This is a genomic window from uncultured Massilia sp. (assembly GCF_913773735.1).
GTDB lineage: Bacteria > Pseudomonadota > Gammaproteobacteria > Burkholderiales > Burkholderiaceae_D > Telluria.
The window spans coordinates 1-26,290 of record NZ_CAJYEB010000028.1 but is presented as its reverse complement, the minus strand read 5'-3'; the positions used below and the strand labels follow the sequence as shown (position 1 = coordinate 26,290).

General features: G+C 67.5%; 30 protein-coding genes and 1 pseudogene. 22 read left to right on the top strand and 9 right to left on the bottom strand.

Annotation, left to right across the window (positions count from 1 at the left end; translation table 11 throughout):
- Positions 1-250 precede the first annotated feature (250 nt).
- The 13 genes from iscR to QZ749_RS14375 all read left to right on the top strand — a co-directional run bounded on the left by iscR (position 251) and on the right by QZ749_RS14375 (position 10,277).
- Positions 251-718, top strand: a complete 468-nt coding sequence (iscR, locus tag QZ749_RS14435) for a Fe-S cluster assembly transcriptional regulator IscR (RefSeq protein ID WP_296948190.1) — start codon at positions 251-253, stop codon at positions 716-718.
- Positions 719-757: 39 nt separating this feature from the next.
- A complete protein-coding gene (locus QZ749_RS14430; protein WP_296948188.1) occupies positions 758-2,014 on the top strand; it encodes an IscS subfamily cysteine desulfurase in 1,257 nt (418 codons plus the stop codon).
- A gap of 30 nt (positions 2,015-2,044) precedes the next feature.
- Entirely contained in the window at positions 2,045-2,443 is a 399-nt protein-coding gene (gene iscU, locus QZ749_RS14425) for a Fe-S cluster assembly scaffold IscU (RefSeq protein WP_296948185.1), read from the top strand.
- A gap of 112 nt (positions 2,444-2,555) precedes the next feature.
- Positions 2,556-2,879 (top strand): iron-sulfur cluster assembly protein IscA, encoded by a 324-nt coding sequence (gene iscA, locus QZ749_RS14420; RefSeq protein WP_296948183.1) that lies wholly within the window; start codon positions 2,556-2,558, stop codon positions 2,877-2,879.
- Positions 2,880-2,896: 17 nt separating this feature from the next.
- Positions 2,897-3,412: a Fe-S protein assembly co-chaperone HscB gene (gene hscB, locus QZ749_RS14415; protein WP_296948181.1), complete on the top strand. Its 516-nt coding sequence runs from the start codon at positions 2,897-2,899 to the stop codon at positions 3,410-3,412.
- Positions 3,413-3,619: 207 nt separating this feature from the next.
- On the top strand, positions 3,620-5,509 hold the full coding sequence (hscA, locus tag QZ749_RS14410) for a Fe-S protein assembly chaperone HscA (protein WP_296948178.1): 1,890 nt from the start codon (positions 3,620-3,622) through the stop codon (positions 5,507-5,509).
- Positions 5,510-5,615: 106 nt separating this feature from the next.
- Positions 5,616-5,954 (top strand): ISC system 2Fe-2S type ferredoxin, encoded by a 339-nt coding sequence (fdx, locus tag QZ749_RS14405; protein ID WP_296948177.1) that lies wholly within the window; start codon positions 5,616-5,618, stop codon positions 5,952-5,954.
- 13 nt (positions 5,955-5,967) lie between these two features.
- Positions 5,968-6,162 (top strand): Fe-S cluster assembly protein IscX, encoded by a 195-nt coding sequence (gene iscX / locus QZ749_RS14400; RefSeq protein ID WP_296948174.1) that lies wholly within the window; start codon positions 5,968-5,970, stop codon positions 6,160-6,162.
- Entirely contained in the window at positions 6,159-7,049 is an 891-nt protein-coding gene (locus QZ749_RS14395) for an SAM-dependent methyltransferase (protein ID WP_296948173.1), read from the top strand. Before iscX ends, QZ749_RS14395 begins: the two co-directional genes overlap by 4 nt.
- Positions 7,050-7,065: 16 nt before the next feature.
- Positions 7,066-8,100, top strand: a complete 1,035-nt coding sequence (ltaE, locus tag QZ749_RS14390) for a low-specificity L-threonine aldolase (RefSeq protein ID WP_296948170.1) — start codon at positions 7,066-7,068, stop codon at positions 8,098-8,100.
- Positions 8,100-8,816, top strand: a complete 717-nt coding sequence (locus tag QZ749_RS14385; protein ID WP_296948167.1) for an RNA pseudouridine synthase — start codon at positions 8,100-8,102, stop codon at positions 8,814-8,816. Before ltaE ends, QZ749_RS14385 begins: the two co-directional genes overlap by 1 nt.
- A gap of 118 nt (positions 8,817-8,934) precedes the next feature.
- Complete coding sequence (locus QZ749_RS14380) at positions 8,935-9,813, top strand: CPBP family intramembrane glutamic endopeptidase (protein ID WP_296948166.1); 879 nt, start codon at positions 8,935-8,937, stop codon at positions 9,811-9,813.
- Positions 9,810-10,277, top strand: a complete 468-nt coding sequence (locus QZ749_RS14375; protein WP_296948165.1) for a MarR family winged helix-turn-helix transcriptional regulator — start codon at positions 9,810-9,812, stop codon at positions 10,275-10,277. Before QZ749_RS14380 ends, QZ749_RS14375 begins: the two co-directional genes overlap by 4 nt.
- 6 nt (positions 10,278-10,283) lie before the next feature.
- On the opposite strand, the gene QZ749_RS14370 is transcribed toward QZ749_RS14375, so the two are convergent.
- The gene (locus QZ749_RS14370; protein WP_296948163.1) at positions 10,284-11,021 is read right to left on the bottom strand and encodes a 3-oxoacyl-ACP reductase family protein; all 738 of its coding nucleotides are present in this window, start codon (positions 11,019-11,021) and stop codon (positions 10,284-10,286) included.
- Between the two features lie 135 nt (positions 11,022-11,156).
- Here QZ749_RS14370 and QZ749_RS14365 point away from each other — a divergent pair, with 135 nt between their 5' ends.
- Complete coding sequence (locus QZ749_RS14365) at positions 11,157-11,741, top strand: TetR/AcrR family transcriptional regulator (protein ID WP_296948162.1); 585 nt, start codon at positions 11,157-11,159, stop codon at positions 11,739-11,741.
- Positions 11,742-11,777: 36 nt separating this feature from the next.
- On the opposite strand, the gene QZ749_RS14360 is transcribed toward QZ749_RS14365, so the two are convergent.
- Genes QZ749_RS14360 through QZ749_RS14345 form a run of 4 tightly spaced genes read right to left on the bottom strand, consistent with a single transcriptional unit; the run spans position 11,778 to position 14,079 of the window.
- Positions 11,778-12,335 carry an RDD family protein gene (locus tag QZ749_RS14360; protein WP_296948161.1) on the bottom strand — a complete coding sequence of 186 codons (558 nt, stop codon included), beginning with the start codon at positions 12,333-12,335 and terminating at the stop codon, positions 11,778-11,780.
- Between the two features lie 14 nt (positions 12,336-12,349).
- A complete protein-coding gene (locus QZ749_RS14355; protein WP_296948159.1) occupies positions 12,350-13,054 on the bottom strand; it encodes a DUF3106 domain-containing protein in 705 nt (234 codons plus the stop codon).
- A gap of 45 nt (positions 13,055-13,099) precedes the next feature.
- Positions 13,100-13,513 carry a DUF3619 family protein gene (locus QZ749_RS14350; RefSeq protein ID WP_296948157.1) on the bottom strand — a complete coding sequence of 138 codons (414 nt, stop codon included), beginning with the start codon at positions 13,511-13,513 and terminating at the stop codon, positions 13,100-13,102.
- Entirely contained in the window at positions 13,510-14,079 is a 570-nt protein-coding gene (locus QZ749_RS14345) for an RNA polymerase sigma factor (protein ID WP_296948155.1), read from the bottom strand. Before QZ749_RS14345 ends, QZ749_RS14350 begins: the two co-directional genes overlap by 4 nt.
- A 217-nt stretch (positions 14,080-14,296) precedes the next feature.
- Between QZ749_RS14345 and QZ749_RS14340 the strand changes: the two genes are divergently transcribed.
- From QZ749_RS14340 to pssA, 6 genes are all read left to right on the top strand, one after another.
- Complete coding sequence (locus tag QZ749_RS14340; RefSeq protein ID WP_296948154.1) at positions 14,297-14,935, top strand: glutathione S-transferase family protein; 639 nt, start codon at positions 14,297-14,299, stop codon at positions 14,933-14,935.
- A gap of 411 nt (positions 14,936-15,346) precedes the next feature.
- Entirely contained in the window at positions 15,347-17,071 is a 1,725-nt protein-coding gene (locus QZ749_RS14335; protein WP_296948152.1) for an acetolactate synthase 3 catalytic subunit, read from the top strand.
- Positions 17,071-17,562 (top strand): acetolactate synthase small subunit, encoded by a 492-nt coding sequence (gene ilvN / locus QZ749_RS14330; RefSeq protein ID WP_027867685.1) that lies wholly within the window; start codon positions 17,071-17,073, stop codon positions 17,560-17,562. The genes QZ749_RS14335 and ilvN overlap by 1 nt, the downstream gene beginning before the upstream one ends.
- A gap of 181 nt (positions 17,563-17,743) precedes the next feature.
- The gene (gene ilvC / locus QZ749_RS14325; RefSeq protein WP_296948147.1) at positions 17,744-18,760 is read left to right on the top strand and encodes a ketol-acid reductoisomerase; all 1,017 of its coding nucleotides are present in this window, start codon (positions 17,744-17,746) and stop codon (positions 18,758-18,760) included.
- Between the two features lie 272 nt (positions 18,761-19,032).
- Positions 19,033-19,821, top strand: coding sequence for an SIMPL domain-containing protein (locus QZ749_RS14320; RefSeq protein WP_296948146.1), 789 nt, complete (start codon positions 19,033-19,035; stop codon positions 19,819-19,821).
- Between the two features lie 93 nt (positions 19,822-19,914).
- Positions 19,915-20,775 carry a CDP-diacylglycerol--serine O-phosphatidyltransferase gene (pssA, locus tag QZ749_RS14315; protein ID WP_296948144.1) on the top strand — a complete coding sequence of 287 codons (861 nt, stop codon included), beginning with the start codon at positions 19,915-19,917 and terminating at the stop codon, positions 20,773-20,775.
- Between the two features lie 9 nt (positions 20,776-20,784).
- On the opposite strand, the gene QZ749_RS14310 is transcribed toward pssA, so the two are convergent.
- Genes QZ749_RS14310 through QZ749_RS14300 form a run of 3 tightly spaced genes read right to left on the bottom strand, consistent with a single transcriptional unit; the run spans position 20,785 to position 22,646 of the window.
- On the bottom strand, positions 20,785-21,576 hold the full coding sequence (locus QZ749_RS14310; protein ID WP_296948142.1) for a hypothetical protein: 792 nt from the start codon (positions 21,574-21,576) through the stop codon (positions 20,785-20,787).
- On the bottom strand, positions 21,551-22,060 hold the full coding sequence (locus QZ749_RS14305; protein WP_296948140.1) for a hypothetical protein: 510 nt from the start codon (positions 22,058-22,060) through the stop codon (positions 21,551-21,553). The genes QZ749_RS14310 and QZ749_RS14305 overlap by 26 nt, the downstream gene beginning before the upstream one ends.
- A 37-nt stretch (positions 22,061-22,097) precedes the next feature.
- A complete protein-coding gene (locus tag QZ749_RS14300) occupies positions 22,098-22,646 on the bottom strand; it encodes a hypothetical protein (RefSeq protein ID WP_296948139.1) in 549 nt (182 codons plus the stop codon).
- Positions 22,647-22,835: 189 nt separating this feature from the next.
- Between QZ749_RS14300 and rpsO the strand changes: the two genes are divergently transcribed.
- Together rpsO and pnp are read left to right on the top strand one after the other, a co-directional pair.
- Positions 22,836-23,105 (top strand): 30S ribosomal protein S15, encoded by a 270-nt coding sequence (rpsO, locus tag QZ749_RS14295; protein WP_296948137.1) that lies wholly within the window; start codon positions 22,836-22,838, stop codon positions 23,103-23,105.
- 340 nt (positions 23,106-23,445) lie between these two features.
- Entirely contained in the window at positions 23,446-25,545 is a 2,100-nt protein-coding gene (gene pnp / locus QZ749_RS14290) for a polyribonucleotide nucleotidyltransferase (RefSeq protein ID WP_296948134.1), read from the top strand.
- 75 nt (positions 25,546-25,620) lie between these two features.
- Here pnp and QZ749_RS14285 read toward each other — a convergent pair.
- A pseudogene (locus tag QZ749_RS14285) lies at positions 25,621-26,290 on the bottom strand (hypothetical protein); the annotation flags it as partial.

Sequence of the window (26,290 nt, the reverse complement as noted above, 5' to 3'; positions counted from 1 at the left end):
CTGCCCCCGGCTCTGACCCCGGTTTGTCGAGTTGGGCTGCTGGGAGGGCTGGAGGGGTGCTCACCCGGTGGCGGGTTTGGCGGTTTTGGCGGGGTCCGAGACAAACCCCGGCGGATGCGCTATACTTGACTAAATCGATCAACTAATCAGGTTTTTCTGGACGCCGCAGAGGGCGCAGAGGTTGGCCTGGCAGGGATCGATTGAACAAAAGAAAGATTTTACCACTGTTTGGAATTCCACCGGGGTTGTAATGCGTCTGACCACCAAAGGCCGTTTTGCTGTTACCGCGATGATCGATCTTGCCCTGCGCGAGGGCAATGGTCCGGTCACGCTGTCGGGCATCAGCCAGCGCCAGGCCATTTCGCTGTCCTATCTGGAGCAGTTGTTCGGCAAGCTGCGCAGGCACGAGATCGTCGAGTCCGTGCGCGGCCCGGGCGGCGGCTACAGCCTGGCACGTAGTGCCGACAAGGTGACCGTCGCCGACATCATCATCGCCGTCGACGAACCGATCGACGCCACCCAGTGCGGTGGCAAGGAAAACTGCCGCGGCCACGATGCCGCCAGCGGCCAGCGCTGCATGACCCACGAGCTGTGGTCGACGCTGAACGCGAAGATGGTCGATTTCCTCGATTCGGTCACCCTGCAGGACCTGGTCGACCAGCAGAAGCAGAAAGACCAGAACGTCGTGGTGATGCACCGCCACGCCGCCGCCGGATAACACCAAGCACCAAGCAGCCTATCGGATGGAGTGAATACTATGAACGCGCCCCTGGACAAAAACATCGAGCAGCGCTTCGCGACTGCGCCGCATTTCCCGATCTACATGGATTACTCGGCCACCACGCCGATCGATCCGCGTGTCGCGGACAAGATGATTCCGTACCTGCGCGAGCAGTTCGGCAATCCGGCCTCGCGCAGCCACGCCTACGGCTGGAGCGCCGAGGCGGCCGTCGAGGAGGCGCGTGCCCAGGTCGCCGCCCTGGTGGGCGCGGACCCGCGCGAGATCATCTGGACCTCCGGCGCCACCGAGTCGAACAACCTGGCCCTGAAGGGCGCGGCGCACTTCTACAAGACCAAGGGCAAGCACATCGTCACCGTCAAGACCGAGCACAAGGCCGTGCTGGACACCGTGCGCGAACTGGAGCGCCAGGGCTTCGACGCCACCTACCTCGAGCCGCAGGACAACGGCCTGGTCTCGCTGGATCAGCTGGAAGCGGCGATCCGCCCCGATACCATCCTGGTCTCGGTGATGTTCGTGAACAACGAGATCGGCGTGATCCAGCCGATCAAGGAAATCGGCGAACTGTGCCGCAAGAAGGGCGTGATCTTCCACTGCGACGCCGCCCAGGCCACCGGCAAGGTGCACATCGACCTCAACGACCTGAAGGTCGACCTGATGACCTTCACCGCGCACAAGACCTACGGTCCGAAGGGCATCGGCGCCCTGTACGTGCGCCGCAAACCGCGCGTGCGCCTGGAAGCGCAGATGCACGGCGGCGGCCACGAGCGCGGCCTGCGTTCGGGCACGCTGCCGACCCACCAGATCGTGGGCATGGGCGAAGCCTTCCGCATCGCCCGCGAAGAGATGGACAGCGAGCTGGCCAAGGTCAAGGCGCTGCGCGACCGCCTGGCCAAGGGCCTGCTGGAGATCGAAGAGGTCTACATCAACGGCGACATGGACCACCGCGTCCCGCACAACCTGAACGTGTCGTTCAACTTCGTCGAGGGCGAGTCCCTGATCATGGCGGTCAAGGACCTCGCCGTCTCCTCGGGTTCGGCCTGCACCTCGGCCAGCCTGGAACCGTCGTACGTGCTGCGCGCCCTGGGCCGCAGCGACGAGCTGGCGCACAGCTCGATCCGCTTCACCATCGGCCGCTTCACGACCGAGGAAGACATCGACTTCGCCGTCGAGCTGCTCAAGTCGAAAGTGGGCAAGCTGCGCGAGCTGTCGCCGCTGTGGGAAATGCACAAGGACGGCATCGACCTGAACTCGATCCAGTGGGCTGCCCACTAAACCACGCATACGCAATCAAGGAGTACTACCATGGCATATTCCGATAAAGTCCTCGACCACTACGAAAACCCGCGCAACGTCGGCTCGTTCGACAAGAACGCCGACGACGTCGGCACCGGCATGGTCGGCGCCCCGGCCTGCGGCGACGTGATGAAGCTGCAGATCAAGGTCAACGACCAGGGCCTGATCGAGGACGCCAAGTTCAAGACCTACGGCTGCGGCTCGGCGATCGCGTCGAGCTCGCTGATCACCGAATGGGTCAAGGGCAAGTCCCTGGACGAGGCGCTGGCCATCAAGAACACCCAGATCGCCGAAGAGCTGGCGCTGCCGCCGGTGAAGATCCACTGCTCGATCCTGGCCGAGGACGCGATCAAGGCGGCCGTCGCCGACTACAAGACCAAGCACGCGGCGGAAGCCAAGGCCGCGTGAATGCATCATGGTGGGCACGGGGTGCCCACCCTGCGGGCACGGCAGCTCATCTACCGTAGGGTGGGCTCCCCGAGTCCACCATTGCACCTGTAATCATGCTGGAGAAACAACGATGGCCATCACCCTCACCGAAAAAGCCGCGAAGCACATCAACCGTTACCTCGAACGTCGGGGCAAGGGCGTGGGCCTGCGTTTCGGCGTGCGCACCACGGGTTGCTCCGGCATGGCCTACAAGCTCGAATACGTCGACGAGCCGGGCGGCGACGACAACATCTTCGAATCGCACGGCGTGAAGGTCTTCGTCGATCCGAAGAGCCTGCCCTACATCGACGGCACCGAACTCGACTTCGCCCGCGAAGGCCTGAACGAAGGCTTCCGCTTCAACAACCCGAACGTCAAGGACAATTGCGGCTGCGGCGAAAGCTTCCGCATCTGAAGCCGGCAACGTCAGCGATGCAGAACCACTTCGAGCTGTTCCAGCTTCCCGCCCGTTTCGACGTCGACCAGGATGCCCTCGATGCCGCCTACCGCGACGTCCAGGGCCGCGTCCATCCCGACCGCTTCGTCAATGCCAGCGACGCCGAGAAGCGCGTCGCCATGCAGTGGGCCACGCGCGCCAACGAGGCCTACCAGGTCCTGCGCCAGCCGCAGCGGCGCGCCCAGTACCTGTGCGAACTGAACGGCGTCGACCTGCAGACCGAATCGAACACGGCGATGCCGGTCGACTTCCTGATGCAGCAGATGGAATGGCGCGAGGCGCTGGCCGATGCGCGCGCGGCGAAGGATGCGGGCGCGCTGGACGAACTCGACGCCCAGGTGCGCGGCGAGAAAAAGCGCCGGCTGGCCCAGGTCGGCCAGCAGCTCGACGCGGGCGACTACGCGACGGCGGCGCAGGGCGTGCGGGCGCTGATGTTCCTCGATAAATTCGGCGACGAGCTGCATCACGCGTTCGAGGCGCTGGACAGCTGAAGCCAAGGAAGCGTCGACGCATGGTGCGCACGGGTGCGCACCATGCGAGCGGACATGTCGACGCAGGCGTAGGGTGGACGGGTCCCCCGTCCACGCGTCCAACCAGCGCCTGGATTGCCGCTCAACCGGCGTCTGGATTGCCGGGCAACTAGCACCTGGATTGCCGGACAACCGGCGCAAAGAAGAACAACATTAGGTAACACGACCATGGCACTACTGCAGATCTCCGAACCCGGCATGTCGACCGCCCCGCACCAGCACCGCCTGGCCGTGGGCATCGACCTGGGCACCACCAATTCGCTCGTCGCGACCGTCCGCAACAGCATTCCCGAAGTGCTCAGCGACGAGGACGGCCGCGCGCTGCTGCCGTCGATCGTGCGCTATTTCGCCGACGGCAACGTGAACATCGGCCACAAGGCCCAGGCCGCCCGCACCGTCGATCCGAAGAACACCATCGTCTCCGTCAAGCGCTTCATGGGCCGCGGCCTGAAGGACATCGCGCATGCCGAGAACATGCCGTACGACTTCGTCGACGGTCCCGGCATGGTGCAGGTGCGCACCGTCGCCGGCGTCAAGAGCCCGGTCGAGACCTCCGCCCAGATCCTGGCCACGCTGCGCCAGCGCGCCGAGGATGCGCTGGGCGACGAGCTGGTCGGCGCCGTGATCACCGTGCCCGCCTACTTCGACGACGCCCAGCGCCAGGCCACCAAGGATGCGGCCCAGCTGGCCGGCCTGAACGTGCTGCGCCTGCTGTCCGAGCCGACCGCCGCCGCCATCGCCTACGGCCTGGACAACGGCAAGGAAGGCGTGTTCGCCGTCTACGACCTGGGCGGCGGCACCTTCGACATCTCGATCCTCAAGCTGTCCAAGGGCGTGTTCGAGGTGCTGTCGACCGGCGGCGACTCGGCCCTGGGCGGCGACGACTTCGACCAGCGCCTGTTCTGCCACATCACCCAGCAGGCGCAACTGGCGCCGCTGTCCGAGGTCGATACCGCCACGCTGATGGTCAAGGCGCGCCAGGCCAAGGAACTGCTGTCGACGAACGCCGAGACGACCGTCGAGGCGATCCTGAAATCGGGCGAGCTGGTGCAGGTCACGATCACCGCCGCAACCTTCGCCGAGATCACCCAGCCGCTGGTGGCCAAGACCATCAACGCGGTGCGCAAGGCGATGCGCGACGCCGACGTGTCGGTGGAGGACGTCGACGGCGTCGTGCTGGTCGGCGGCGCCACGCGCATGCCGCACATCCGCCGCGCCGTGGGCGACTTCTTCAAGACCATCCCGCACGCCAACATCGACCCGGACAAGGTCGTCGCGCTGGGCGCCGCGATCCAGGCCAACCTGTTGGCCGGCAACCGCGCGCCGGGCGACGACTGGCTGCTGCTCGACGTGATCCCGCTGTCGCTGGGCATCGAGACGATGGGCGGCCTGGTCGAGAAGATCATCCCCCGCAATTCGACCATCCCGTGCGCGCGCGCCCAGGAATTCACGACGTTCAAGGACGGCCAGACCGCCCTGGCCGTGCACGTGGTGCAGGGCGAGCGCGAGCTGGTGTCCGACTGCCGCTCGCTGGCGCGGTTCGAGCTGCGCGGCATCCCGCCGATGGCGGCCGGCGCGGCGCGCATCCGCGTCACGTACCAGGTCGACGCCGACGGCCTGCTGTCGGTGGCGGCGCGCGAGATGCGCTCGGGCGTGGAAGCCTCGATCACCGTCAAGCCGTCCTACGGCCTGGGCGACGACGAGGTGGCGCGCATGCTGCAGGAGTCGTTCGCGTCGGCCCAGGTCGACATGAGCGCGCGCGCGCTGCGCGAGGAACAGGTGGAAGCCGAGCGCATCCTGCTGGCCACGCAATCGGCGCTGGAACTCGACGCCGACCTGCTGGACGCCCAGGAGCGCGCGGCGATCGCCGTGCTGGAAGAGGCCGTGCGCGCCGCGCTGGCGCGCTCGCAGGACGACGCCTTGCCATCCGAGCAACGCCAGAACGCGCTGCACGACGCGGTGCACGCGCTGGCCGACGGCACCGAGGAATTCGCCGCGCGGCGCATGGACAAGAGCGTGCGCAAGGTCCTGGCGGGCAAGGCATTGGACCAGGTCTGAACGCTGGCATGGTGCGGACGTGCCCACCCTGCGTCACCGACATGAATCACCATTAACGTAGGGTGGGCACCCGTGCCCGCCCTGCGCCAATCGAAGAGGTAAAGAAGTGCCACAAATCGTCATCCTCCCCCATCCCGTGTACTGCCCCGAAGGCGCCGTCCTCGAGGGCCAGACCGGCAAGTCGATCTGCGACACGCTGCTCGAGAACGACATCGAGATCGAGCACGCCTGCGACCGCGTGTGCGCCTGCACCACCTGCCACGTGATCGTGCGCGAGGGCTTCGAGTCCCTGGGCGAGCAGGAGGAAAAGGAAGAGGACATGCTCGACAAGGCCTGGGGCCTGGAGCCGAACTCGCGCCTGTCCTGCCAGGCGATCATCGCCGAGGAAGACCTGGTCGTCGAGATCCCGAAGTACACGATCAACCACGCGGCCGAGAACCATTGACGAGGTGATTGCCATGAAGTGGACCGACGTCGCCGCCATCGCCGAGGCGCTGTTCGACAAGTACCCGGACGTCGATCCGGCCGTCGTGCGTTTCGTCGACCTGCACAACTGGGTCGTCGAACTCGACGGTTTCGACGACGACCGCGCGCGCGGCGGCGAGCGCGTGCTGGAAGCCATCCAGGCCGCCTGGATCGAAGAGGCACGATGAAACCGCAAGCCAAGAAACCGGCGCCCACCATCTACGAGCAGGCGCCCGAGATCAAGCCGGGCCAGTCGATCGAGCTGCTCAAGGAACTGCACATCCTGACGCGCGACGGCAAGCTGAACCAGGACAGCCGGCGCAAGCTCAAGCAGGTCTACCACCTGGTCCAGTTCATCGCGCCGCTGCTCCAGGACGTCCTGCAGGACCACCCCGGCGCCACGGTCGTCGACCACGGCGCCGGCAAGTCCTACCTCGGTTTCATCCTGTACGACCTGTTCTTCAAGGGCCGGGACGACGGCTCGCGCATCTACGGCATCGAGACCCGCGAGGAACTCGTGCAGAAGTCCGGCGAGCTGGCCGCGCGCCTGGGCTTCCCGGGCATGTCCTTCCTGAACCTGTCGGTGGCCGAGTCGACCGCGTCGGACGCGCTGCCGCCGACCGTCGACGTGGTCACCGCCCTGCATGCCTGCAATACCGCGACCGACGACGCCATCGACTTCGCGCTGCAGAAGCAGGCGAAGCACATCGTGCTGGTGCCGTGCTGCCAGGCCGAGGTGGCGTCGGTGCTGCGCAAGAACAAGGGCCGCGACCTGGGCCGCAGCGCGCTCACCGAGATCTGGCGTCATCCGATCCATACGCGCGAATTCGGCAGCCAGATCACCAACGTGCTGCGCTGCCTGCGCCTGGAAGCGCACGGCTACCAGGTGACCGTGACGGAACTGGTGGGCTGGGAACACTCGATGAAGAACGAGCTGATCGTGGCCACCTACAAGAACCTGCCGCGCCGCCGCCCGGCCGAGCGCCTGCACCAGGTGCTGGCCGAGGTCGGGCTGGAAGAGATGGCGGCGCGCTTCGACACCGGCGCCACCGCCACCCCCGCCACCCCCGATTGACGAGACCCGAGAGACCATGAGCGACCCCCACCAGCACTGGATCGACCTGCGCAGCGACACCGTCACCCAGCCGTGCGCCGCCATGCGCGCGGCGATGGCCGCGGCGCCGGTCGGCGACGACGTGTACGCCGACGACCCCACCGTCAACCGCCTGCAGGACTTCGCGGCCGAACTGTTCGGCTACGAGGCCGGCCTGTTCGCGCCGTCCGGCACGCAGACCAACCTGATCGCGCTGCTCGCCCATTGCGGCCGCGGCGACGAATACCTGGTGGGCCAGGAAGCGCATACCTACAAGTACGAGGGCGGCGGCGCCGCGGTGCTGGGCAGCATCCAGCCGCAGCCGATCGCCAACCAGCCCGACGGCAGCATCGCGCTGGCCGACATCGCCGCCTACATCAAGCCGGACGACATGCACTTCGCGCGCACCCGCCTGCTGGCGCTGGAAAACACGATCGGCGGGCGCGTGCTGCCGCGCGACTACCTCCAGGCCGCGACGGCGCTGGCGCACGAGCGCGGCCTGGCCACCCACCTGGACGGCGCGCGCGTGTGCAATGCCGCCGTCAAGGACGGCACCAGCCTGCGCGAGGCCGTCGCCGGTTTCGATACGGTGTCGGTGTGCCTGTCCAAGGGCCTGGGCGCGCCGGTCGGCTCGGTGCTGCTGGGCCCGAAGGCCTTCATCGAGCAGGGCAAGCGCTGGCGCAAGATGCTGGGCGGCGGCATGCGCCAGGCCGGCGTGATCGCGGCCGCGGCGCACCATGCGCTGGAACACAACGTCGAACGCCTGGCGGACGACCACCGCAACGCGGCCGACCTGGCGGCGGGGCTGGCTGGCATCGACGGCCTGCGGGTGACGGCGCCGCAGACCAACATCTTCTACGTCGAGATCCCCGGCGCCGCCTGCGCGCCCCTGCGCGAGCACCTGGCGCGGCAGGGCATCCGCGCCTCGATCGGACCGCACACGCGCCTGGTCACGCACCTGGACGTCGGCAGCGCCGACGTGCAGAAGGTGATCGCGGCATTCAAGGATTTCTTCAAGGATTGGCGCGCGTGATGACGGATGACACTATGCGCCCGGCGGACGGGGAGGGCGTGCGCCTGGCCAAGCGCGTGGCCGACGTCGTGCCGTGTTCGCGCGCCGAGGCCGAGCGCTATATCGCGGGCGGCTGGGTCGAGGTCGACGGCGTCGCGGTCGAGGACCCGGCCACGCGCGTGGCGCCGGGCCAGGCGGTGACGCTGCAGGCGGGCGCGCAGGCGGTCGAGCCGCTGCCGGTGACGATCCTGCTGCACAAGCCGGCCGGCGTCGACGCGGCCGGCGCGCTGGCCCTGCTGGCGCCCGCGGCGCAGGAAGGCACGCAGCGCTTCCTCAAGCGCCACCTGGCGAAGCTGGTGCCGGCCATGCCGCTGGAAACGGCGGCCAGCGGCCTGCTCGTGTTCAGCCAGGACTGGCGCGTGCTGCGCAAGCTGGTCGAGGACGGCGCGCGCATCGAGCACGAGTACGTGGTCGAGGTGGGCGGGCACGTCTCCAACGAGGCGCTGGAGCGCCTGAACGCGCCGGCGGGCAGGGCCGCGCCGCCCAAGGTCAGCCGCCAGAGCGAGGCGCGCCTGCGCATCGCCGGCAAGGCCATCCGCCCGGGCCAGGTCGAGGCGATGTGCGCGGCGGCGGGCCTCGCGGTCGTCGGGCTGCGTCGCCTGCGCGTGGGCAAGGTGGCGCTGGCCGGCCTGCCGGTGGGGCGCTGGCGCTACGCGGGCGAACACGAGAAGTTCTGATGTCCCGGTGGCGATTCATGCGGCATGCATGATTTCGAATTAATACTTTACCGCTTATATAAGCGATGATATTGTTGCTCCACCTGCCCGCTTGCCGGGCGCCAACCAGGGAGCCGCCATGCGCACCATCGCCGTTTCGCCCGTATCTTCGCCTGCACCATCGTCCGTAACCCCGCTCGCGGCCGGCTGGCGCCGCTTCGCGTTGCTGCGCATCCTTGCCGGCACGGCGCTCATCGTCTTGCCGGTCGGGCTGACCATGTTCGCGGCCCACCAGCTGGTCGACAAATCGATGCGCGGGCTGTGGCCGCAACTGCTGGCGGCGGCGCTGTGCGTGCTCGGCTACCGCTGCTACGTCCGCAGCGTCGAAGGACGCGCCATGACGGAGTTCGGGCGCGCCGGCGCGGGACGCGAACTGGGTACTGGCCTGGCGCTGGGTGCCGCCATGTTCCTGCTGGCGATCGGCATCCTGGCGGCGGCTGGCGCCTACCGGGTCAGCGGCAGCAATGGCTGGAGCGCGCTGCTGGTACCGTCGACGGAGCTGGTCCTCGTCGCCCTGTTCGAGGAAACCCTGTTCCGCGGCGTCCTGCAGCGCAATCTCGAGCGCGCACTCGGCACCTGGCCGTCGGTCGCCTTCTCGGCCATCCTGTTTGGCCTTGCCCATCTCCCCAACGCCAATGCGACGGCCGCCGCCATCGGCGTCACCGTCGTCGCCGGCCTGCTGTTCGCGGCTGCCTACCTCGCCACCCGGCGCCTGTGGCTGGCGGTCGGCATGCACTTCGCCTGGAACTTCATGTCGGACGCGATCTTCTCGGTAACGACGTCCGGCCATCCGGGCAAGGGCATCCTGGCGGGAAGCACGGCGGGTCCCGATTGGCTGTCGGGCGGCGCTTACGGCATCGAGGCCTCGGTGGTCACGCTGGCGGTGCTGACCCTGTTCGCGCTGGGCCTGTTTGCTGCGGCGCGCCGGCGCGGCATGCTCGCGGCCGGGGTGGCATGAAGGCCGGCCTGGGCACCCAGTTGCGCCACCTGGTCGAACTGCTCGACGGCGCGGTCGACGCGGCGTATGCCGAGGCGGGCCTGGACTACCGTCCGCGCTACACGCCGGTGATGCGCACGCTGGTCGCGCAGGAGCCGCTGACGATCGGCGAGATCGCGGCGCGCGCCGGCATCACCCAGCCGGCCGCCACGCAGACCGTGTCGCTGATGGTCAAGGAGGGCCTGCTGGTGGTGACGCCCGGCGCGCGCGACGCGCGCCAGAAGATGGTGCGCCTGAGCGCGCAGGGCAGGGAGATGCTGCCGCGCATCCAGGCCTGCTGGGCGGCGACGAAGGCGGCCGCCGACGGACTCGACGCGGAACTGCCGTACGCGCTGTCGCAGGCCCTCGCCGAGGCGATCCGCGCGCTGGAAGCGCGGCCGTTCGGCGCGCGCATCCGCGCGGCGCGCGACGCGGCCGGCGACTGACGCCGCTCAGGCCACGAAGCCGCCGTCGATGGTCAGCATCGCGCCGTTGACGAACGCCGCCTCCGGCCGCACCAGGTAGGCGACCAGGCCGGCGATCTCGCTGTCGCGGCCCATGCGGCCGACCGGGATCTGGGTGCGCAGGTAGGCGCGCACGCCCTCGTCCGCGACGATGTCCGTTTCCGTCGGTCCCGGCTGGACGTCGTTGACGGTGATGCCGCGCGGGCCGAGGTCGCGCGCCAGGCCGCGCGTCAGGCCGGCGACGGCGGCCTTGCTCATCGCGTACAGGGCGGCGCCGGGCCCGCCGGCGCGGTCGGCCGCCATGCTGCCGATGTTGACGATGCGCCCGCCGTCCCCCATGTGCGGCAGCACCGCCTGGGTCGCGACGAACAGCGCGCGCACGTTCACCGCCGTGATGCGCTCGAAGTCTTCCAGCGTGGTGTCCGCGAGCGGCTTGTGGACGAGGATGCCGGCGCTGTTGACGAGGATGTCGATGCGGCCGAACGCCTCGACGGTCGCGGCCACGGCGCCGCGCACCGCGTCCGGGTCGCCGCTGTCGGCGCGCAGCGCCAGCACGCGCGCGCCGGCGGCTTCCAGTTCATCCGCGAGCAGGCGCGCGCGGTCCGCCGCGCTGGCATAGGTGAAGGCGACGGTGGCGCCGTCCGCGGCCAGGCGGCGGACGATGGCCGCGCCGATGCCGCGCGAGCCGCCGGTGACGAGGGCGATCTTGTCGTTCGGGAGGGTCATGACCAACCTTTCTTGACTGATTAGTCCAAAATTGAGAAAAAAAGACGTCCGGACGGGGCGGACGCGGATTGCCCATGAACGGGCGGATCGATTATACTTTCAATCTGGATCGTTTAGTCAAGAATAATTCCCGCCATGGCACGTACCAAGGTATTCGACCCCGCCGCCGCGCTCGAGGCGGCGATGCAGGTGTTCTGGGAGCAGGGCTACGAGGCGACGTCGACCGACGACCTGCTGCGCGCGATGGGCATCGGCCGCCAGAGCATGTACGACACGTTCGGCGACAAGAAGCAGCTGTATCTGGCGGCGCTGGAGCGCTACACGGCGAACGGCGGCGCCGACCTGCGGCGCAGGCTGGCCGGCGGCCCGTCGCCGCTGGGCGCGCTGGAGGCGTTCCTGCGCCACGTGGCGGGCGCCGACGCGGCCCAGTGCGCGCGCGGTTGCCTGAGCGTGAACACGGTGGCCGAATTCGGCCAGGCCGATCCCGCCGTCGGCGCCCTGATCGCGCAGTCGCAGCGCGTGACCGAGGCCATCTTCGAGGAGGCGCTGCGGCGGGCGGGCGCCGCCGGCGAACTGGCGCCGGGTGTCGATCCGGCCGCGGCGGCGCATTTCATCCACACGGCCATCCGCGGCATGCGCATCAGCGCCAAGGCGGGCGCCGGCGCGGCGCAGCTGGAGGCGACGGTGGATTTCACGCTGGCCGCGCTGCGGCGCGGGTGAGCGTCCGACGTATGGTGTCCGGCGGCGCGGGCGCGCTCAGGACGCCTCGGGCGCCCCCATGGCATCCGGCGTGGCGTCCGGCGCGCTCGCTGCGGGTTTGCCCTTCGGCAGCATGATCACGCGCGTGCCCGCCAGGCGGTCGTGCAGGAAGCGGCGCTCCCGGTCGAACAGCGCGGTCATGCTCCAGGCGACGATGCCGGCGCCGAGGACGGCCGCCATCTCGCCCCGGCCGTGCAGGCCGAAGGCGGCGCACACGAGCAGCGCCGGCGCGAACCAGCCCCAGGCCGCCAGGTAGCGCAGCACGGCGGTGCGCAGCGGCACGCGCGCGCCGGCGTCGGTGACCACGCACAGGCGCCAGGTCTTCATCGCCAGCGTGTGGCCGCTGTTGGTCCAGGAATACACGAAATAGGCGCCGGTGACGAGGAACAGCCAGGCCTTCAGGCCGTGCTGGAACGCCGGGTCGTGGCGGTTGCCGGTGACGACCAGCCACAGCGCCACCGCCAGCATCTCCACCGCCAGCAGCAGGAAGGTCTCGTAGACCATCGCGATCAGGCGGCGCTTCACGGTCGGGGTGCTGGCGGAGGTGGCGGTCATGGCGTTGTCGTTGGTCAGGCGTTGTTGGGCGTGATGCCCCAGTTGGCCGGCACCGGCTTTTCCGGCTGCGGCGGCTGCGGCGGTGGCGGGGCGGGCGGCGTCACCGGCTGGGCCGGCGGCGGGGACGGCGGCACGGGCGCCGGCGCGGCCACGCAGGGCGGCGTGGCCGACGCGGGGTTGTGGACCATGCCGGCCGGGCAGGACACCGGCGCCCTAGGCGCGGCGGCGGGCTTGTCGGCATCGGCGGGCGGCTTGCGGCCGGCCAGCTTGCGCTTCTGCTCTTCCGGCAATTCCTGGTAGCTCTTCCAGGTGGCGCTTTTCTGCTCGGGGGCGATCCTGCGGGCGCGCATGTAGGTCTCGCGCGCCAGTTCGCGCTGCTCGGGCGTGAGCTTGATCCAGACGCGCATGCGCTCGTGCACGCGCTGCTGTTCTTCCGGCGTCATCGCAGCGAAGCGCCTGGCCAGTTCCAGCCATTTCGCGCGGCGCGTGCCGTCCATGCGCGCCCACTCGGCCTGCAGCGGCTGCAGCGCGGCCTGCTGGGACGGGGTGAGGGCGCGCCACGCCAGCTTGTCGCCCGGCTTGTCGGCGCCGTTGCGCCCGTGCGCGCCGGCAGCGCCGTTCGCGCTGGCCGACGGGCTTGCGGCGCTGCCCGGCAGGGCCGGGGCGAAACCGCCATAGCGCCCGATCGCGAAGGCGGCGGCGCCGATCAGGACGATCACGGCAGCGGCGCCCGCGGCGGTTTTACGCGTGCTTGCCGTCATCCTTTACTGGGCTCGCTGCGGACGTTGCTGTTGCTGCACGAGATAGGCGTTGAAGCCGGAATCGGTGTAGGCCGTCAGCGGCAGGTCGTCGGACAGCATGGCGGCATCCAGCTCGGCCAGCTCGCCCACGTGCTGCTCGCGCTCGGCCTGGTAGACGCCGGCCAGGCCGGCCACCATCGCCACCAGCGGCGCGACGACCGCGATGCGGCCCAGCATGGGCATGGCGAACAGCGAACGGAAATCGATGCCCTGCCGGCCCTGTCGGTGGGCGCCGCGCGGCGCGTCCGCCTTCTTGCGCGCGAGCGCGGCGGCGCGGGCGGCGGCCAGGCGGTCCGTGGTCGAGGTCGGCAGATTGTCGAGGTTCTCGTTCAGGGCATGGCGGATCTTGTACGCCAGGTCGATGTCGTCGGTGTTCATAATTTAATTCCCTTGGCCCCGAGGGCTGCCGCCAGGGCGTGCGTGGCGCGCGAGCAGTGCGTCTTCACGCTGCCCTCGGAGCATCCCATTGCTTCGGCCGTTTCGGCCACATCCATATCCTGCCAGTAACGCATGAGGAAGGCTTCGCGTTGACGCGTCGGCAGCTTTTGTATCTCGTCTTCGATCAGGCGCAAGGTCTGCGCGCGCTCGACCTGGTCCGCGCTGGATTCGGCCGCGGCGGTCCCTTCCTCGGCCTCGTAGGAATTGAGTATATCAAAGTCGTCATCGTCGTCTTCCTTGCGGCCCAGCCCGCCGAACAGGCTGATCCAGGTATTGCGTACCTTCTCGCGCCGGAAGTAGTCGAGGATGGTCGTCTGCAAGATGCGCTGGAACAGCGCGGGCAGCTCGGCCGGCGGCTTGTCGCCGTATTTCTCGGCCAGCTTGATCATGGCGTCCTGAACGATGTCGAGGGCTGCCTCGTCCTTGCGGACCGCGTACGCCGCCTGCTTGAAGGCGCGTCGCTCGACACTCTCGAGGAAGTCGTTGAGTTCTTTGTCAGTGGCCATGCGTGATGTGGGGGCCACCGGTGCGTTGCCTGTGGCTTTTCGGAAAACCTTCGAATGCTAGCAAAAATCGGAAAAGGCCGCAGTGAAAGCGGCGGCCGGCCATTATACGAGGCGAACGTTTCCGGATTATTGCAGACATTCATTGTGGCGAAAAATCGCGTCGCGGCGCGCGCGTTCCGATCCTACAATGGAAGCCCGTCCCGTTCCGGAGTCGTCCATGTTGCGCATCCTCGGCAAGGCCACCTCGATCAACGTCCGCAAGGTGCTGTGGACCTGCCGCGAACTCGGACTCGCGTTCGAGCGGGAAGACTGGGGCAGCGGATTTCGCCCGACGCAGGAGCCGGCCTTCCTGGCGCTCAATCCGAACGCGATGGTGCCGGTCCTGGTCGACGAGGACGCGGACCTGGTCCTGTGGGAGTCGAACGCGATCTGCCGTTACCTGGCCGCGCGCCACGACACCGGCGCGCCCGACAGCCTGCTGCCGGCGGCGCCGGCCGCGCGCGCCCGCGTCGAGCAGTGGATGGACTGGCAGGCAACCGAGCTGAACAACGCCTGGCGCTACGCGTTCATGGCGCTCGTGCGCGCCAGCGCCGCGCACGCCGACGCGGCCCTGGTCGCGCAGAGCGTGGCGCTGTGGAACCGCCACATGGGCATCCTGGCGCGCCAGCTGGCGCACACGGGCGCCTTCGTGACCGGCGCGACCGTCACGCTGGCCGACATCGTGCTGGGCCTGTCGGCCAACCGCTGGCTGATGACGCCGATGGCGCGCGACGCGTATCCCGAGATCGACGCCTGGCTGGCCCGTTTGGCGGAACGGCCCGGTTTTGGCGAATTCTGCCGCAACGGCGTGCCCTGAAACGGTGCACGGCAATTTTATTGCTGCGTTAAGGCGTTGCACCAAATGCGAAAGCGATCTTTTTATCTTGACCAGAATGGTGCAACGCAGTAAGGTATCTCACGCTTTGCCACCCCGAAGCCCACGGTCATCCCGGATCGGCACACAAGGTCGAACCAGGCATGGCGCGCTTTCACAATGCAGGCAGTTTGCTCCAACCCGTGCCACAAGCGCGAGAGACACGCATTCCGCTGCAGTCACTCATGCCGAACGAGTTTGCGCCCAGCGCCGTTTCGTAATGACCCTACGGTGTCATGAAAGATCGCCGCGACCGCAGGAAGAAGGGAAGCCTGAGCACTGTGGCGTGACACGTATCTCGTCAGGAACGAGCATCCGATCAATCTCCCTATGGGTCTTGAAAGGAAACGTATCATGAGTCACGACGCAACAGTCCCCATCACGGGCGCTGAGATAGTAGTGCGTTGCCTGGCGGAAGAGGGCGTGAAACACGTCTTCGGCTATCCCGGCGGTGCCGTCCTCTACATCTACGACGCCATCTTCAAGCAGGACAAGTTCCAGCACATCCTGGTGCGCCACGAGCAGGCAGCCGTGCACGCGGCCGATGCGTACTCGCGCAGCTCGAACCAGGTCGGCGTGGCCCTCGTCACGTCCGGTCCGGGCGTCACCAATGCCGTCACCGGCCTCTCCACCGCGTACATGGATTCGGTCCCGATGGTCGTGATCACCGGCCAGGTGCCGACGCACGCGATCGGCCAGGACGCGTTCCAGGAATGCGACACGGTCGGCATCACCCGTCCGGTGGTCAAGCACAACTTCCTCGTCAAGGACGTGCGCGACCTGGCCGAGACCATCAAGAAAGCCTTCTACATCGCCCGCACCGGCCGTCCCGGCCCCGTGCTGGTCGACATCCCGAAGGACGTCAGCATGCAGAAGGCGCTGTACGCGTATCCGAAAGAGATCGAGATGCGCTCCTACCGCCCGGTCGACAAGGGCCACGCCGGCCAGATCCGCAAGGCGGTGCAGCTGCTGCTGGCGGCCGAGCGCCCGATGATCTACACGGGCGGCGGCGTCATCCTGGCGAACGCCTCGAACGAACTGAACCGCCTGGTCGACAAGCTCGGCTTCCCGATCACCAACACGCTGATGGGCCTGGGCGCCTACCGCGCGTCGAGCGGCCATTTCGTCGGCATGCCCGGCATGCACGGCACCTACGAGGCGAACATGGCGATGCAGCACTGCGACGTCCTGATCGCTATCGGCGCCCGCTTCGACGACCGCGTGATCGGCAACCCGAAGCACTTCGCCAGCAATCCGCGCAAGATCATCCACATCGACATCGACCCCTCGTCGATCTCCAAGCGCGTCAAGGTCGACATCCCGATCGTCGGCAACGTCAAGGACGTGCTGGTCGAGCTGCTGGCGCAGCTGGACGCCGCCGAGGCCAGGCCGAACCCGGCCGTGCAGGGCTGGTGGCAGCAGATCCAGGAATGGCGCGGCCGCGAATGCCTGAAGTACCCGAAGTCCGACGAGGTCATCAAGCCGCAGTCGGTGGTCGAGACGCTGTGGCAGGTGACCGGCGGCGACGCCTTCGTCACGTCCGACGTCGGCCAGCACCAGATGTGGGCCGCGCAGTACTACCCGTTCAACCAGCCGCGCCGCTGGATCAATTCCGGCGGCCTGGGCACGATGGGCGTCGGCCTGCCGTACGCGATGGGCGTGCAGATGGCCAACCCGGGCGCGACGGTGGCCTGCGTCACCGGCGAAGGCTCGATCCAGATGAACATCCAGGAACTCGCCACCTGCAAGCAGTACCACCTGACCCCCAAGATCATCCTGCTGAATAACCGCTTCCTCGGCATGGTCCGCCAGTGGCAGGAACTCGACTACAACTCGCGCTATTCCGAGTCGTACATGGATTCGCTGCCGGACTTCGAGAAGCTGGCCGAGGCCTATGGCCACGTCGGCATGCGCATCGAGAAGCCGGGCGACGTCGAGGGCGCGCTGCGCGACGCCTTCGCCATGAAGGACCGCCTCGTGTTCATGAACTTCATCACGGACCGCAGCGAGAACGTCTGGCCGATGGTCAAGACCGGTAAGGGACTGTCGGAAATGCTGCTCGGCTCGGAGGACCTGTAATGCGACACATCATCTCCGTCCTGCTGGAAAACGAAGCCGGCGCGCTGTCGCGCGTGGTCGGCCTGTTCTCGGCGCGCGGCTACAACATCGAGACCCTGACGGTGGCCCCGACCGAGGATGCGACGCTGTCGCGCATGACCATCGTCACGAGCGGCTCGGACGACATCATCGAGCAGATCACCAAGCACCTGAACCGCCTGATCGAGGTCGTGAAGGTGGTCGACCTGACCGAGGGCCAGCACATCGAGCGCGAGCTCATGCTGATCAAGGTGCGGGCGGTCGGCAAGGAGCGCGAGGAAATGAAGCGCACCGCCGACATCTTCCGCGGCCGCATCATCGACGTGACCGAAAAGACCTACACGATCGAGCTGACCGGCGCGAAGTCCAAGCTGGATGCCTTCATCGACGCGATCGACCGCGCCTCCATCCTCGAGACGGTGCGCACGGGCGGCTCCGGCATCGGGCGCGGCGAGCGCATCCTTAAAGTCTGACCACGAGAACACGTAGGGTGGACGGCTCCGCCGTCCACGCGTCCAACCAGCGTCGATCGGCCGTGCAATAGGCCGTGCAATAGGCCGTGCAATCGGCACCTGGCGCCCGAACGCGTGGACGGCAAGCCGTCCACCCTACCCGAAACACGTACACAACCACAAAATTCATACAGGATCGAACATGAAAGTTTTCTACGATAAAGACTGCGACCTCTCCCTCATCAAGAACAAGAACGTCGCCATCATCGGCTACGGCTCGCAGGGCCACGCCCACGCGCAGAACCTGACCGAATCGGGCTGCAACGTCACCGTCGGCCTGCGCCGCGGCGGCGCGTCCTGGAACAAGGTCGAGCAGGCCGGCATCCAGGTCGCCGAGGTCGACGAGGCGGTCAAGGCCGCCGACGTCGTCATGATCCTGCTGCCGGACGAGAACATCGCCCAGGTCTACAAGGAAAACGTCGAGCCGAACATCAAGCAGGGCGCCGTGCTGGCCTTCGCCCACGGCTTCAACGTGCACTACGGCCAGGTCGTGCCGCGCGCCGACCTCGACGTCATCATGATCGCCCCCAAGGCCCCGGGCCACACCGTGCGCGGCACCTACCGCCAGGGCGGCGGCGTGCCGCACCTGATCGCCGTCTACCAGGACAAGTCGGGTTCGGCGCGCGACATCGCCCTGTCGTACGCGATGGCCAATGGCGGCGGCAAGGCCGGCATCATCGAGACCAACTTCCGTGAAGAAACCGAAACCGACCTGTTCGGCGAGCAGGCCGTGCTGTGCGGCGGTACCGTCGAGCTGATCAAGGCCGGCTTCGAGACGCTGGTGGAAGCCGGCTACGCGCCGGAAATGGCCTATTTCGAGTGCCTGCACGAACTCAAGCTGATCGTCGACCTGATCTACGAGGGCGGCATCGCCAACATGAACTACTCGATCTCGAACAACGCGGAATACGGCGAATACGTCACCGGCCCGCGCGTCGTCACCGAAGACACCAAGAACGCGATGCGCCAGTGCCTGAAGGACATCCAGACGGGCGAGTACGCGAAGAGCTTCATCCTCGAGAACAAGGCCGGCGCCCCCACGCTGATCTCGCGCCGTCGCCTCACCAGCGAACACCAGATCGAGGAAGTCGGCGCCAAGCTGCGCGCGATGATGCCGTGGATCGCCAAGAACAAGCTGGTGGACCAGTCGAAGAACTGACCGGTTCGACCAGCCTGCCCACCCGTCGCCCCGGCGCAAGGCCGGGGTCCAATGTCTTGTCCGACGTCGATGAAGCCGCATTCAAGCAAGGCGATCGACTTCGTTAAGGAACCTGGGCTCCGGCCTGCGCCGGGGCGACGCATTGGTGGCGCCGAATTGCTGCCAATTGCAACGCTTTGCAACTTTCCATTACAGAAAGCACGTCTTTACCGCAAACCGGTTATCTTTCTCCTGCCGCGGCGCCCGCCGCCCATAAGAACAGGAGAACCACGATGCCCTTCAAGAAACTGATCCTGCTGTCCGCCCTCGGCGTCGCGCTGCATGCGCAGGCCCAGACCGACCGGATGCCCGGTGCGCCCGTCCAGCAGGTGTCGCTGACCAGCGGCACGCTGGTGGTCGTGCCCGCCTTCGGCGAAGTCCGCCATGCCAACGACGAAGCCACCGTCACCTTCGCCGTCGAGGAACAGGACAAGGACCGCACCGCCGCCACCGCCCGCGTCAACCAGAAGATGAAGCAGGGCACCGACATCGTGCGCGGCGCCGATCCGAAGGCGCAGCTGAAGACCGTCGGCTACTACACCTATCCGGTCTATCCGGAAGTGCCGGACGGCGCGCGTCCGCTGGCGAACCAGGCCGCGCGGCGCGTGCCGATCGGCTGGCGCGTCGGCCAGACGCTGGAAGTGAAGACGCGCAGCCTGGAGGCGCTGCCGAAGACCGTCGCCAGCGCCCAGAAGGTGCTGAACCTGAACGGCATCGATTACCACTTGAGCCCGGAACTGGCGAAGCGCCTGGACGACGAGCGCATCGGCGCCACCTACCGCAACCTGAACGAGCGCATCGCCTCGATCGCCAAGGCCATGGGCCGCAGCGTCAACGACGCCGTGATCGACACCGTCGACTTCGAGGGCAGCGGCAACTACGTGGGAGAAGCCGCGCCGGCGCCGCGCATGGCGATGATGAGCGCGCGCAGCGCCGACGCCGCCGCCATGCCGGAGCCGAGCTTCGAGCCGGGCGAGACCACGCTGCAGATGCGCCTGGTGGGAAAAGTGAAGTTCCGCTAAGCGTGACGGTTCGCTAACACCGGGGCGCGGACACTATAATGGCGTGGTCCGCGCCCCTGGCGCATTGTTACTTCAATGCAAAAAAGAACAACCATGCCGACTCTTCCCCGCCGCCGCAAGCCCGGCGCCGTCAAGGCGCCCCGATTCGCCCGCTTCGCGCGCACGCGCAAGTCCGACGTCGTCTCGAACCGGCCGCGCCGCGGCATCTACCTGCTGCCCAACGCGTTCACCACGGCCGCCCTGTTCGGCGGCTTCTACGCCATCGTGATGGCGATGAACCAGCGCTTCGACCATGCCTGCTGGGCCGTGTTCATCGCCATGGTGCTCGACAGCCTGGACGGCCGCGTGGCGCGCCTGACCAATACCCAGTCCGAGTTCGGCGCCCAGTACGACAGCCTGTCCGACATGGTGTCGTTCGGCGCGGCGCCGGCGCTGGTCATCTATGAATGGTCGCTGCGCGGCCTGGGCAAGCTGGGCTGGATCGCCGCCTTCGTCTACTGCGCCGGCGCCGCGCTGCGCCTGGCCAGGTTCAACACGAATATCGAGGTGGTCGACAAGCGCTACTTCCAGGGCTTGCCGAGCCCGGCCGCGGCGGCGCTGGTGGTCGGCTTCGTGATGATGATGACCGATCCGGACATCAACGTCAGCGCGCGCAAGGTCGACTGGATCTCCTGGTGCATCGCCCTGTTCGCCGGCATCACGATGGTCACCAACGTGCCGTTCTACAGCTTCAAGGACGTGAACTTCCGCAAGTCGGTGCCGTTCATCGTCGTGTTCCTGATCGCGCTGGCGCTGGCCCTGCTGGCGATCGACCCGCCCAAGGTGCTGTGGCCGCTGTTCGTGCTGTACGGCCTGTCGGGCTACTGCGTGTTCCTGTGGCGCCTGGCCAAGGGCAAGCCGGTCAGCATCGTGCAGACCGAGGAAGAGTTCGGCGGGCCGGGCGAGCGGCGCTGAGCGCGCGCGTCAGTCGCGGGCCGTGCGCCATGCCTGCGCAGCGGCCGGCGTCTCGTGCGCGGGGCAATTCGTGAGGCGCAGCTTGCCGTGCTTCTCGATCATGTCGATGCTGGTATTGGTCGCTCGTTCCGTCACGCAATAGGTGCCGTTGCCCGTGACGATACGGGTGCGGCGCGCCCCGTCCCCCGTGTTGTTCACCAGTTCTTCCACCTTCGGCGCCTCGTACCACTTGCCCGGCGCCAGGTCGGCGGCCGCCTGCATGCCGCGGCGCATGCGCAGCTGCGGGCTGTCCAGCGGCGCCACGATGTACGGATGGTTTTCCTTGCGCAGGGCGCGGTCGACGGCGCCGGCGTCGCGCAGGGCGCGTTGCAGGGTGCCGGAAGGGGAGGGCGGCGCGGCGGGAACCCCTTGCGCCGGCATCGCCGGGGCAGGCGGCAGGGCCGGCGCCACGGCGCCGTCCGGCGATGCCGCCGGCGCGGCAACGGTCCCGGCGGCGGGCGTCGCCGGGACCGCGGGCTGCGCCGCCGGCCGGCGCGTCGGTGCCGAGGCCGCCGGCACCCGCGCGGGCGCAGCGTCGCGCGTCCTCGGTGCCGGCGCCGGGGGCGGCAGCACGATCCACTGCAACGCGCGGGCCGCGCCGTCGGCATCCTGGCGGGGCGGGCGCTGCGCCGCCTGCCAGCCGAACAGCAGGGCCGCGTGCACGAGCAGGGCCAGCGCGATGCCGGCGCCGCGGCCACGCGCGGCGAACGGGGGGTAGGCGGCCGCCCGCAGCGCGTCAGCGGTGCCGGAACCGGTCGTCATACATCGGATCCGGCCCGTTGAGCATCTGGCGCACCACGCCCTGCGCGTCGAAGTGCACGTGCATCAGCGAATTCCACACGCCCGCTTCCTTGTAACGGTAGGACCAGACCTCGTAGTCCTTGTAGCCGACGCGCGAGGTCTCGGCCGGGCGGCCGAAGTGGCGCAGGATGTCGTCCTTGGTCCAATGGTCGATCTTTACCCTGGCAAAGTTTTCGCTGGTCAGCACCTGCTCGTAGGACAGCAGGCGGCCGTCCGGACTCATGCGCGCCATGTGCTGGAACTGGCCCATCGGCTGGCCGCGGTATTCGAGCACCTGGCCGCCGTCGGCGTCCGGATAGACGGCGGCCGGCTGGCCCAGCGCCTGCGTGACCGCCGCCAGCGGACTGCCCGGTGGCGGCGGCTGGCGGAACGCGGCGCAGGCGGACAGGGACAGCGCCAGCGCCAGGCCGGCGGCGCGCATCGTGGTGTCGATCAGTTGCCTCATCTGCCCATCCTCCTGGTAAGACGCCGTGCGGCGCCGTTCACATGCCCTTGAAGCGCTCGTCGAGGACCGGGTCGGCGCTCTTGGCGGTGTGCAGCACGACGCCGTTGGCGCTGAAGTACACGTTCATCAGCGAGTTCCACACGCCGTCGTCCTTGTAGCGGTAGGACCAGACCTCGGCATCGTCCGGGTGGGCGCCGGTCGGGCGCGCGCGCGTCATCTCGGCCGGGCGGCCGAACTCGCGCAGGACGTCGTCGCGGGTCCAGCGCGCGAGGCCGCCAGTGCCAGTGCGGGCGCCGATCCTGGCGAAGTTCTCGTTGGTCAGCACCTGCGTATAGGAGACCAGGCGGCCGTCGGCGCCGATGCGCGCCATGTGCTGGAACTGGCCCATCGGCTGGCCGCGGTATTCGAGCACTTGGCCGCCGCCCGCATCGGGGTAGACGGCGGTCGGCTTGCCCAGCTTCGCCGTGACCTCGGCCAGCGGCGTGCCGGGGGCGGGCGCCTTCGAGAAGGTCGCGCAGGCGGACAGGACGGCGGCAAAGGCCAGGCCGGCCGCGATGGTGGTGGTATTCTTGATCAGTTTGCTCATCAATATCGATCCTTGCGGCATGCCAGGATGGCATCGCCATGTCCGTCGATTGTAACGGAAGCGACGGAAATGCTGGCTCGCCCGGGCATTTTGTCCTATACTTGCCGGTCTTGGCCTGCGGGCCAGGTTTTTTGATAACTCACGGTGCGCTGGGTTCCGACTCTTGCACCGCATGTGAAAGGTAACATCATGACCGTAGAAAACATCAACAAGGCCGCTATCATTGCGGACAACGCACGTGGCGACAAAGACACCGGCTCGCCGGAAGTCCAGGTTGCACTGCTGACCGCACGCATCAACGAACTGAACGGCCACTTCAAAGAGCACAAGAAGGACCACCACTCGCGCCGCGGCCTGATCATGATGGTCAACCGTCGCAAGAGCCTGCTGGCCTACCTGAAGCGCAAGGACCTGAACCGTTACCGCGACCTGATCGCCAAGCTGGGCCTGCGTAAGTAATCGTTGCGCATCGAGCCGCAAGCTTGATCGAAAAAATGCCTGCGTCAGCTAGACTGGCGCGGGCATTTTTCATTTCCGGCAGTCGGCATATTTGGGGTCAGAGCACGGTTTTCACGGTTGTGCTCTGACCCCAACTGACCAGAGGGTCGAAGCACGGTTTTCACGGTTGTGCTCTGACCCCAACTGACCAGAGGGTCGGAGCACGGTTTCACGGTTGTGCCGTGACCCCAACTGACCAGACTGACTGGAAAAGACGTCGCACCAACGCGGCGTCGAACGAACAGTGGTGAGGTGAACGACAGCCCCTGAAAATCTGTCGGTAAATAGAAAGGGATACCCCATGTTTAACAAAGTTACGAAAACCTTCCAGTACGGCCAGCACACGGTCACCCTGGAGACCGGCGAGATCGCTCGCCAGGCCAGCGGCGCCGTCGTGGTTTCGGTCGAAGACACCGTCGTGCTCGCGACCGTCGTGGCCAGGAAGGATGCCAAGCCGGGCCAGGACTTCTTCCCGCTGACCGTCGACTACATCGAGAAAGCCTATGCCGCCGGCAAGATCCCGGGCGGCTTCTTCAAGCGCGAAGGCCGTCCGTCGGAAAAGGAAACGCTGACCTCGCGCCTGATCGACCGTCCGATCCGCCCGCTGTTCCCGGAAGGCTACCTGAACGAAGTCCAGGTCATCATCCACGTGCTGTCGGTCAACCCTGAAATCGATCCGGACATCCCGTCGATGATCGGCGCCTCGGCCGCCCTGTGCATCGCCGGCATCCCGTTCAACGGCCCGATCGGCGCCGCCCGCGTCGGCTACGCCAACGGCCAGTACATCCTGAACCCGACCACCACCCAGCTCAAGACCTCGCAGATGGACCTGGTCGTCGCCGGCACCGAGCACGCCGTGCTGATGGTCGAATCCGAAGCGCAGCAGCTGTCCGAGGAAATCATGCTGGGCGCGGTCGTCTACGGCCACGAGCAGATGAAGGCCGTGATCGACGCGATCCACGCGCTGGTCGAGGAAGGCGGCAAGCCGGAAGTCGAATGGGCCCCGGCGCCGAAGAACGAGACCCTGATCGCGCAGGTCGCGCAACTGGCCGACGCGAAGATCCGCGACGCCTACCAGACCCGCGAAAAGTCGGCGCGCCAGCAGAAGCTGAAGTCGCTGTCGACCGAAGTCCTGGCCGACCTGGCCGCGCAGGGCGTGCAGGCCGATGCCGCCGAAGTCGGCAACATCCTGTTCGACATGGAAGCCAAGGTCGTGCGCTCGCAGATCCTGGACGGCGAGCCGCGCATCGACGGCCGCGACACCCGCACCGTGCGTCCGATCTCGATCCGCACCAGCGTGCTGCCGCGCACCCACGGTTCCGCGCTGTTCACCCGCGGCGAAACCCAGGCGCTGGTCATCGCCACGCTGGGCACCGGCCGCGACAGCCAGAAGATCGACGCGCTGATGGGCGAGTACACCGACGACTTCATGATGCACTACAACATGCCGCCGTTCGCCACGGGCGAAACCGGCCGCGTGGGCACCCCGAAGCGCCGTGAAATCGGCCACGGCCGCCTGGCCAAGCGCGCGCTGGTCGCGGCCCTGCCGGCAGCGGACGAGTTCAGCTACTCGGTGCGCCTGGTCTCGGAAATCACCGAGTCGAACGGTTCCTCGTCGATGGCCTCCGTCTGCGGCGGCTGCCTGGCACTGATGGACGCCGGCGTGCCGATGAAGGCGCACGTCGCCGGCATCGCCATGGGCCTGATCAAGGAAGGCGGCAAGTTCGCCGTCCTGACCGACATCCTGGGCGACGAAGACCACCTGGGCGACATGGACTTCAAGGTCGCGGGTACCGCCAACGGCATCACCGCGCTGCAGATGGACATCAAGATCCAGGGCATCACCAAGGAAATCATGCAGGTGGCGCTGGCCCAGGCCAAGGATGGCCGCCAGCACATCCTGGCCGAGATGCAGAAGGCCATGCCGACCGTGAAGACCGAGCTGTCGGACTTCGCGCCGCGCCTGATCACCATCCGCATCAACCCGGAAAAGATCCGCGACGTGATCGGCAAGGGCGGTGCCGTGATCCGCGCGCTGACCGAAGAGACCGGCACGCAGATCGACATCACCGACGAAGGCATCGTGACCATCGCCTCGGTCGACGCCGCCGCCGGCCAGGAAGCCAAGCGCCGCATCGAGGAACTGACCGCCTCGGTCGAAGTGGGCAAGACCTACGACGGCACCGTCCTGAAGCTGCTGGACTTCGGCGCCATCGTGCAAGTGATGCCGGGCAAGGACGGCCTGCTGCACATCTCGCAGATCGCCAACGAGCGCGTCAACGCCGTGGCCGACTACCTGAAGGAAGGCCAGCAGGTGCGCGTGAAGGTCATCGAGACCGACGAGCGCGGCCGCCTGAAGCTGTCGATGAAGGCTGCCGATCCGGTCGACGCGGCGCAGTAAGCCGCTCGGGCTGAAAGGCCGAACGCCAACCGCCAGTGCGTGAGCCTGGCGGTTTTTTTTTGGCGCTGTTCGCGTTCATTGCGTTTCCTGTCCAGCCGCTTGCCGAACTGGACCGCTGCCCGCAGCAGCAGTGCCGGTGTCGTCAACCGTTTGTCGTCCAGCACCCGCTGCCAGCCCGAGCAGTCGATCAGGTAGCGGCTGGCCACGCCACGAAAGCGCAGCAGCCACGCCTTGAAACGGCTGTGCCAGCCGTTCACGTTCTGCAGGTGGACCGCGCCGCGCGTGCGGATTGCCGCCCGCAAGTTGACCGCCTCGTGCGTGATGCCCGTCCTGGCGGTGCACGCCCGTCACGGCTGCGGCGTCGCGCACGGTACGCGATTCCAGCACGCACTGCAGGTACGCCAGCCATTTTTCCTTGAGGCGCAGGCGCGCCAGCGGCGTGCCGGTGAGCGCGTTGTAGCTGCGCCCGCAGCGGCAGCAGCGATAGCGCTGCAAGCCGCTGGCGCTGCCGCAGCGGTGAACGCGCGTGGCGTGGCAACGCGGACAAGGTGGCTGGCCGGCGGCCTGTTCGATGACGGCGATGCATTCGCCCGGATCCGCGATGGAGGCGAGCAAACTGCGCAGGCGCACGAGATCCTGCGTGCACAGCGGTAACGCTTCGAGTACGGCAATCACGTCGTCGAACGCCAGAGCCTGCATTGCTGCCTCCCCATGAGTTACCTCGACAATGGGTGAGACTGCCAGC

What these genes read in the sequence shown, in the direction of transcription:
- iscR (WP_296948190.1), top strand. Translation starts at nt 251, where the DNA reads ATGCGTCTGACCACCAAAGGCCGTTTTGCTGTTACCGCGATGATCGAT.
- QZ749_RS14430 (WP_296948188.1), top strand. Translation starts at nt 758, where the DNA reads ATGAACGCGCCCCTGGACAAAAACATCGAGCAGCGCTTCGCGACTGCG.
- iscU (WP_296948185.1), top strand. Translation starts at nt 2,045, where the DNA reads ATGGCATATTCCGATAAAGTCCTCGACCACTACGAAAACCCGCGCAAC.
- iscA (WP_296948183.1), top strand. Translation starts at nt 2,556, where the DNA reads ATGGCCATCACCCTCACCGAAAAAGCCGCGAAGCACATCAACCGTTAC.
- hscB (WP_296948181.1), top strand. Translation starts at nt 2,897, where the DNA reads ATGCAGAACCACTTCGAGCTGTTCCAGCTTCCCGCCCGTTTCGACGTC.
- hscA (WP_296948178.1), top strand. Translation starts at nt 3,620, where the DNA reads ATGGCACTACTGCAGATCTCCGAACCCGGCATGTCGACCGCCCCGCAC.
- iscX (WP_296948174.1), top strand. Translation starts at nt 5,968, where the DNA reads ATGAAGTGGACCGACGTCGCCGCCATCGCCGAGGCGCTGTTCGACAAG.
- QZ749_RS14395 (WP_296948173.1), top strand. Translation starts at nt 6,159, where the DNA reads ATGAAACCGCAAGCCAAGAAACCGGCGCCCACCATCTACGAGCAGGCG.
- ltaE (WP_296948170.1), top strand. Translation starts at nt 7,066, where the DNA reads ATGAGCGACCCCCACCAGCACTGGATCGACCTGCGCAGCGACACCGTC.
- QZ749_RS14385 (WP_296948167.1), top strand. Translation starts at nt 8,100, where the DNA reads ATGACGGATGACACTATGCGCCCGGCGGACGGGGAGGGCGTGCGCCTG.
- QZ749_RS14380 (WP_296948166.1), top strand. Translation starts at nt 8,935, where the DNA reads ATGCGCACCATCGCCGTTTCGCCCGTATCTTCGCCTGCACCATCGTCC.
- QZ749_RS14375 (WP_296948165.1), top strand. Translation starts at nt 9,810, where the DNA reads ATGAAGGCCGGCCTGGGCACCCAGTTGCGCCACCTGGTCGAACTGCTC.
- QZ749_RS14370 (WP_296948163.1), bottom strand. Translation starts at nt 11,021, where the DNA reads ATGACCCTCCCGAACGACAAGATCGCCCTCGTCACCGGCGGCTCGCGC.
- QZ749_RS14365 (WP_296948162.1), top strand. Translation starts at nt 11,157, where the DNA reads ATGGCACGTACCAAGGTATTCGACCCCGCCGCCGCGCTCGAGGCGGCG.
- QZ749_RS14360 (WP_296948161.1), bottom strand. Translation starts at nt 12,335, where the DNA reads ATGACCGCCACCTCCGCCAGCACCCCGACCGTGAAGCGCCGCCTGATC.
- QZ749_RS14350 (WP_296948157.1), bottom strand. Translation starts at nt 13,513, where the DNA reads ATGAACACCGACGACATCGACCTGGCGTACAAGATCCGCCATGCCCTG.
- QZ749_RS14345 (WP_296948155.1), bottom strand. Translation starts at nt 14,079, where the DNA reads ATGGCCACTGACAAAGAACTCAACGACTTCCTCGAGAGTGTCGAGCGA.
- QZ749_RS14340 (WP_296948154.1), top strand. Translation starts at nt 14,297, where the DNA reads ATGTTGCGCATCCTCGGCAAGGCCACCTCGATCAACGTCCGCAAGGTG.
- QZ749_RS14335 (WP_296948152.1), top strand. Translation starts at nt 15,347, where the DNA reads ATGAGTCACGACGCAACAGTCCCCATCACGGGCGCTGAGATAGTAGTG.
- ilvN (WP_027867685.1), top strand. Translation starts at nt 17,071, where the DNA reads ATGCGACACATCATCTCCGTCCTGCTGGAAAACGAAGCCGGCGCGCTG.
- ilvC (WP_296948147.1), top strand. Translation starts at nt 17,744, where the DNA reads ATGAAAGTTTTCTACGATAAAGACTGCGACCTCTCCCTCATCAAGAAC.
- QZ749_RS14320 (WP_296948146.1), top strand. Translation starts at nt 19,033, where the DNA reads ATGCCCTTCAAGAAACTGATCCTGCTGTCCGCCCTCGGCGTCGCGCTG.
- pssA (WP_296948144.1), top strand. Translation starts at nt 19,915, where the DNA reads ATGCCGACTCTTCCCCGCCGCCGCAAGCCCGGCGCCGTCAAGGCGCCC.
- QZ749_RS14310 (WP_296948142.1), bottom strand. Translation starts at nt 21,576, where the DNA reads ATGACGACCGGTTCCGGCACCGCTGACGCGCTGCGGGCGGCCGCCTAC.
- QZ749_RS14305 (WP_296948140.1), bottom strand. Translation starts at nt 22,060, where the DNA reads ATGAGGCAACTGATCGACACCACGATGCGCGCCGCCGGCCTGGCGCTG.
- QZ749_RS14300 (WP_296948139.1), bottom strand. Translation starts at nt 22,646, where the DNA reads ATGAGCAAACTGATCAAGAATACCACCACCATCGCGGCCGGCCTGGCC.
- rpsO (WP_296948137.1), top strand. Translation starts at nt 22,836, where the DNA reads ATGACCGTAGAAAACATCAACAAGGCCGCTATCATTGCGGACAACGCA.
- pnp (WP_296948134.1), top strand. Translation starts at nt 23,446, where the DNA reads ATGTTTAACAAAGTTACGAAAACCTTCCAGTACGGCCAGCACACGGTC.